The sequence below is a fragment of the Rahnella sp. Larv3_ips genome, assembly GCF_003697865.1.
GTDB classification, from domain to species: Bacteria; Pseudomonadota; Gammaproteobacteria; order Enterobacterales; family Enterobacteriaceae; genus Rahnella; species Rahnella rivi.
In genome coordinates this window covers 506923-512922 of record NZ_MJIB01000021.1, presented here as the reverse complement: position 1 = coordinate 512922, position 6000 = coordinate 506923, and the positions used below count along the sequence as shown (strand labels likewise).

Sequence of the window (6000 nt, the reverse complement as noted above, 5' to 3'; positions counted from 1 at the left end):
CCAACGGCGGCTTTGCCGTAAACCTTCGCCAGATGACGTTTCACCACATCCTGATTTTCTGTTACCAGGAACTCGCCGCCCACCGGGAAACCACCATAGTCACGCGCTTCCGGAATACCGGATTTTTGCAGCAACGTCAGCGACGCCCCGCCCGCACCGATGAACACAAATTTCGCGTTCACGACGTGGTGTTTGTGGCTGTGGCGGAGATCGGTGATGGTGACGCGCCAGCTTCTGTCCGGATTGCGCTGGATATCGCGCACTTCCTGACCGTTCGCCAGCGTGAAATTGGATTTTTTCTGCAACGCCTCGACCAGCTGGCGGGTTACCTCGCCGAAGTTGACGTCGGTGCCTGCGGTGGTGCGGGTGGCTGCCACTTTTTGCGCCGGATCACGGCCTTCCATGACTGCCGGGATCCACTGTTTGATTTGTTCCGGGTCTTCTGAATATTCCATCCCACGGAACAACGTACTTTCCTGCAACGCGGTAAAACGTTTGCGCAGAAAATCGATGTTTTCATCGCCCCAGACAAAGCTCATGTGAGGCACGCTGTTGATGAAGGAGCGCGGATTATTCAGCACGCCTTTCTGCACCTGATATGCCATGAACTGGCGGGAAACCTGAAACGCTTCGTTGATCGCCACCGCTTTGGTGATATCGACAGATCCGTCCTGCTTCACCGGGGTGTAATTCATTTCTGCCAGCGCGGAATGGCCGGTACCGGCGTTATTCCAGCCGTTTGAGCTTTCCTGCGCCACGCCGTCCATACGTTCGATCATATGGATCGACCAGTCTGGCTCCAGCTCCTGAAGGTAGGTCCCCAGGGTGGCACTCATAATTCCGCCGCCGACCAGCAATACATCAACGGATTTTTCGTCTTCTGCGGCCGCAGGCTCGCTGGCACCCAGTGAGTCACGGTTGAGAAGCATACCAAGTATCTTTCTCATGACGTCTGTTTCTCTAAATGTTCAGTTCTGTTTTTGGCGATTCGTTTAAGAATATTGTTATGGCTTCGAACAAGAAATTAGCAAAAAAACACGCGGGATCGTTACTGAAACTTCATTTTTTCAAATGACAGCAACGAATATAACATTATCACTACATAATTTAAAAAAGGATTTAACCTTTCAAAAAAAGAGGAGATGCGCCAGGCAGATCATCATGCAGGCCGCAGCCTGTCTGGTTTTTCGGAGATTTCAGCCTCTGTTCAGCGCGAATTTTTAGCGTACAAAGAACGCGCAATTCGTGCTAAATCGGGTTGGGGAGGGACAGCGTGCGGAGCGCAAATGTTAAAAAGGCGCAGTTGCCCGCGCCTTTACGATGGTTTTGTTAACAAATCAGATCAGAGCGCGACGTCAGCCACCTGCTTCTGCTCTTCACCCTTTTTCGGAGCAGAAGAGTTGTCAGCCGCCGGAGCCGGTTCTGCCGCTTTCGGCTGCGGGTTATCGAGCATCAGAACGCGGCTGGTGTCGCCCAGTTCTTTCTCGGTTGCCGCCACGTTACCGTTCAGTTCGGTGCCGTAAGAAGGGATGATTTCCTTCAGTTTGGCCTGCCATTCTGGCGTTGCGACTTTGTCTTTGAACACTTTTTCCATCAGATGCAGCATGATCGGTGCGGCGGTGGATGCGCCCGGAGAAGCGCCCAACAGCGCGGTAATGCTGCCATCTTTCGAGCTGACCACTTCGGTGCCAAGGCGCAGAACGCCGCCTTCTTTCTCATCTTTTTTGATGATCTGCACACGCTGGCCGGCTTCCCACAAACGCCAGTCTTCTTTCTTCGCATCCGGGAAGTATTCACGCAATGCATCGAAACGGTCGTCGTCGGACAGCATCACCTGGCTGACCAGATATTTCACCAGATCGAAGTTGTCGATGCCTACGTGGGTCATCGGCATGATGTTGGAGAAATTCACGCTGCCGAACAGATCCCACAGGGAACCGTTTTTCAGGAATTTGCTGGAGAAGGTGGCGAACGGCCCGAACAGCAGAACCTGTTTGCCATCCAGAATACGGGTGTCGAGGTGTGGAACGGACATCGGCGGCGAGCCGACAGACGCTTTACCGTACACTTTTGCCAGATGACGTTTCACCACGTCCGGGTTTTCAGTCACCAGGAATTCGCCGCCGACCGGGAAGCCGCCGTAGTTATCCGCTTCAGGAATACCGGATTTTTGCAGTAACGTCAGGGACGCGCCGCCTGCGCCGATAAACACGAATTTGGCTTTGATGACGCTTTCTTTGCCGTCGTTTTTCAGGTCAGCCACGGTGACGTCCCAGGTGTTATCCGGGTTACGTTTGATGTCACGCACTTCATGGCCGAGGCTCAGGGAGAAGTTAGGTTTCTTCTGCAACGAGGCCACCAGCTGGCGGGTGATTTCGCCAAAGTTCACGTCGGTACCGATCGGAATGCGGGTCGCAGCGACTTTTTGCGCCGGGTCACGCCCTTCCATCACCAGCGGGATCCACTGTTTGATTTGCGCCGGGTCTTCTGAATATTCCATGCCACGGAACAGCGTGCTTTGTTGCAGCGCCGCAAAACGTTTACGCAGGAAATTGATGTTGTCATCACCCCACACAAAACTCATGTGCGGCGTGCTGTTGATGAAAGAGCGCGGGTTGTGCAGTACGCCGTTCTCAACCTGATAGGTCCAGAACTGACGGGAAATCTGGAAGGATTCGTTGATTTCGACCGCTTTGGAGATATCGATGCTGCCGTCGGTTTTTTCCGGCGTGTAGTTCATTTCTGCCAGCGCGGAGTGACCGGTACCGGCGTTGTTCCAGCCGTTGGAGCTTTCCAGTGCCACGCCGTCCAGGCGCTCGACCATGTCGATGGACCAGTCTGGCTCTAATTCCTGAAGGTATGTCCCCAGCGTCGCGCTCATAATGCCGCCGCCGATCAGTAACACATCCACGGGCTTTTCATCTTCTGCGAACGCTGACTGACTGAAGGCAACCACGTTAAGGCAGAGGATCATGGCAAGTAACTTTCTCATGACGTCTGTTTCTCTGAATGTTTAGTTTTAGTTTTGCAGGTGAAAGCTATCCAGATTTCCCCTGGATAAACGAAATCAACAACCCGACGCGGTGGGAAACAAGCGATTATTTCCACAGAGTATGAAAGGACAATAATGGGGAGTAACGAAAACTGCGGTGCAGAACGACAATTCAACCACACAAATGTTACCGATTACTCATATTATCGAGATTTCGTAAACATTTTAACATTGCCGTTACGTGCATTAAAAATAGTTTAATACTTTAAATAATTACATAAGTTAGTTCCGTGACGAAACTATCAGCACGTCACTCATGCGATGCGTGCCTGCAACGTGGCGGCGTGCTGCGCCAGAATGGCTGCCGGACTGTGGCCGATCAGCATGAAGTTATAGCCCGAATCACGCCAGTAAATGACGTTCATCTTTTGCCGCACTTCGCTCTGCGGCGCCGTATTGCCAGGGTGTTCGCTGCGCGTGATACACAACGCCATCGGGCCGGAACGCGCATCCAGATAGGTGATTTGCGCGATATCATATTCGTCGTAATGCAACAGGCGGGCATTTTTAAGCTCCGCGCCCTGCACCACCAGCCCCGCCGGGCTTAACGCAATGCCCAGCGTTTTCTGCACCCGCGAGAGCTGGATTTGCTGCTGCTCCACGGAATCACTGACGTCCGCCAGCGTCTGCGCGGAATACAAAGACATGTAATCGGCCACGCGATCGCGCCAGGTGCTTTCGGCGGGCAAGGTGGTGGAATAGCGCCCGGCAAGCAGGCCGACCGCCAGAAAACTCACTGACGCGGCGATCAGGGCACGACGACTGACGCCGCCGGGGCGGGAAACCGGCGCATCGGGGATGGCATCCAGCGCGGCCTGAAGCCTGCCGACCGGCGCGTCCTGCAACATCAGTCCAAAGGCATCGTGGAAAGGCAAATTACTGCGCGCCATCTGCGCCAGACGCTCGCCGAGCACGTCATCACGCGCCAGTTGCTGATCAAACTGCGCGCGCTGTTTTTCACTCAGACGGTTATCGAGATACGCGACTAACACTTCATCGGAAAATGGCGAAGATAAGGTTTCACCGTTCATTTTTTCTCTCCCTGTCGTGACGACTTACCGGCATGTTGTGCCAGCGTCAGCCGGGCGGATGCCAGACGGCTCATAATGGTGCCGACAGGTACGGACAGCGTCATCGCCGCCTCCTGATAGGTAAAACCTTCGACATACACCAGAAAAACCGCGTTCCGCTGGGCTTCCGGCAGGCGCTTCACCCGCTGCATCACCTGCGTGTGCCAGTGCTTATCTTCGAATGAAAACGCATCGGCCGGCGTATCCAGCTCACTGGCATCGACAAATCCCTGCCCCTGACGCACGTGCTGCGCCCTGAGTTCATTGACCCATATGGAATGCAGAATCGAAAACAGCCAGCGATCGACTCCGGCGCTGTCCAGCACGTGCGCGCTGCGTTCCAGCGCACGCACGCAGGTGGACTGCACCAGATCGTCGGCCACATCGCGCTTATGCGATAACACCATCGCATAGCGCCAGAGGCGGGCCAGACACTGGCTCAGTTCGTGACGTAAGTCTGTGGGTGAGATTTATCGTTTCCCCGTTTTCAGGATTCAGGATGCCCGTCAATGGCGGCGCTGAGATCACGATACTCTTCGCAACCGGTGCCGCATAAGCCTTTGATGGTGGCCAGCTGGGCTTTGGCGAGATCGGGACGCCCTTTAATCATATAAGCCTCGCCGAGATATTCCCGGACTTTGGCGTACTTGCCGTCAATGGCGATCGACTTCTGATAATAGCTGATGCCTTCATCGGTGCGCCCGAGTTTACGGGTGGCGTAGCCGCGATAGTTCCACGCCTCTTTGGTGTTCTGATCTTTGAGCGTATTCAGCACGGTCAGCGCTTCCTGATAACGTCCTGTTTTCGCCAGATGATAGGCGTACTGCGTTTTATCCTGATCGGAAATCATGCTGCCTTTATCCACCATACAGCTTTTGGTTTTGCTGTCGTAGATTTGCCCCTTCGGGCAGTCCGGCGTTTTTTTCGCGTCGGAATCGTCGCCCATCGCGTGGGCAACGCCCGCGAACAGCAGCAAATTAGCCGCCAGGCAAGCCACTGACAGCGCGTTAACCGTTTTTTTCGTCTTCATGATGTTGTCCTGTAGGGTACATATTGATGATTTACGGGCGGCTTTCACTGCCCGGTAACATGCGGCGCAGAATGCCGTCGCGCAGAACGTAATGATGGAAAAGTGCCGCCAGGGCATGCACGCCAGCCAGAATAATCAGCGCCCACGCCACGTTGTTATGCAATGAGCCAAAAGTTTTGGTCATCACGCTGTCAAAATTGAAAACATCCGGGATCGGAAATAAACCGAAGAAATAGAAAGGCTCGGCCTGCGACCAGCGGAATAAAAAGCCCAGGGTGATCTGCGCCACCAGCAGTAAATAGAGCGCCAGATGGGTCAGGTGCGAAGCGGCTTTCAGCAGCGTGGGCATGGCAATCGGTTTCTGTTTGCTGCGCCCCGTACTGACGGTGAACAGCCGCCACAGCAGACGCCCGACAATGATCGCCGCCAGCAGAATGCCTACCGAGATATGCACGGATTGCAGCCCTTTACGCAGTGGCGTACCGCGCTCCAGCACTTCCCAGATGTGCGCGCTGGCAAACAGAAAGACCACGGCCAGCGCCGTCAGCCAGTGCAGAAGGATGGTCAGCCCGTCGTAACGGCTGCGAAGAACAGAAGAAGAATTTTGCATAAGAACGGTACCCGTCAGTGTTCGATATGAAGGTAAACACCTGAGCACGGTTTTTTATTCGATGAAAAGAGAAAAATTTTCAAATGAGTGGAAACTGATCGACCGGCGTGACCGCCCAGACAGTCAGCGTAATAAAATTCCGATGAGGGAAAAAATGATACTCACGTGGGTGAAAAATCGCCTATATATAGATTCAGGGCGGCAGATATTCCCTGACCTGACGCCGAAATTTCACATT

The 6000-nt window shown here is 54.0% G+C and carries 6 protein-coding genes; all 6 read right to left on the bottom strand.

The features are described 5' to 3' along the window. A partial coding sequence (locus ED901_RS21875) for a malate:quinone oxidoreductase (protein ID WP_162997930.1) occupies nt 1–947 on the bottom strand: 947 nt, incomplete at its 3' end. Nucleotides 948–1342: 395 nt separating this feature from the next. Beyond that, nucleotides 1343–2992, bottom strand: coding sequence for a malate:quinone oxidoreductase (locus ED901_RS21870; RefSeq protein ID WP_122097227.1), 1650 nt, complete (start codon nt 2990–2992; stop codon nt 1343–1345). A 314-nt stretch (nt 2993–3306) separates the two neighbouring features. Next, entirely contained in the window at nt 3307–4083 is a 777-nt protein-coding gene (locus ED901_RS21865; protein ID WP_122097226.1) for an anti-sigma factor, read from the bottom strand. Further along, nucleotides 4080–4529 (bottom strand): sigma-70 family RNA polymerase sigma factor, encoded by a 450-nt coding sequence (locus tag ED901_RS21860; protein ID WP_240993995.1) that lies wholly within the window; start codon nt 4527–4529, stop codon nt 4080–4082. Before ED901_RS21860 ends, ED901_RS21865 begins: the two co-directional genes overlap by 4 nt. An 80-nt stretch (nt 4530–4609) precedes the next feature. Beyond that, nucleotides 4610–5152 carry a M48 family metallopeptidase gene (locus ED901_RS21855; RefSeq protein ID WP_122097224.1) on the bottom strand — a complete coding sequence of 181 codons (543 nt, stop codon included), beginning with the start codon at nt 5150–5152 and terminating at the stop codon, nt 4610–4612. A gap of 31 nt (nt 5153–5183) precedes the next feature. Beyond that, nucleotides 5184–5762, bottom strand: a complete 579-nt coding sequence (locus tag ED901_RS21850; protein ID WP_122097223.1) for a cytochrome b — start codon at nt 5760–5762, stop codon at nt 5184–5186. Between the last annotated feature and the right edge of the window lie 238 nt (nt 5763–6000).

What these genes read in the sequence shown, in the direction of transcription:
- ED901_RS21855 (WP_122097224.1), bottom strand. Translation starts at nt 5,152, where the DNA reads ATGAAGACGAAAAAAACGGTTAACGCGCTGTCAGTGGCTTGCCTGGCG.
- ED901_RS21860 (WP_240993995.1), bottom strand. Translation starts at nt 4,529, where the DNA reads ATGGTGTTATCGCATAAGCGCGATGTGGCCGACGATCTGGTGCAGTCC.
- ED901_RS21870 (WP_122097227.1), bottom strand. Translation starts at nt 2,992, where the DNA reads ATGAGAAAGTTACTTGCCATGATCCTCTGCCTTAACGTGGTTGCCTTC.
- ED901_RS21850 (WP_122097223.1), bottom strand. Translation starts at nt 5,762, where the DNA reads ATGCAAAATTCTTCTTCTGTTCTTCGCAGCCGTTACGACGGGCTGACC.
- ED901_RS21865 (WP_122097226.1), bottom strand. Translation starts at nt 4,083, where the DNA reads ATGAACGGTGAAACCTTATCTTCGCCATTTTCCGATGAAGTGTTAGTC.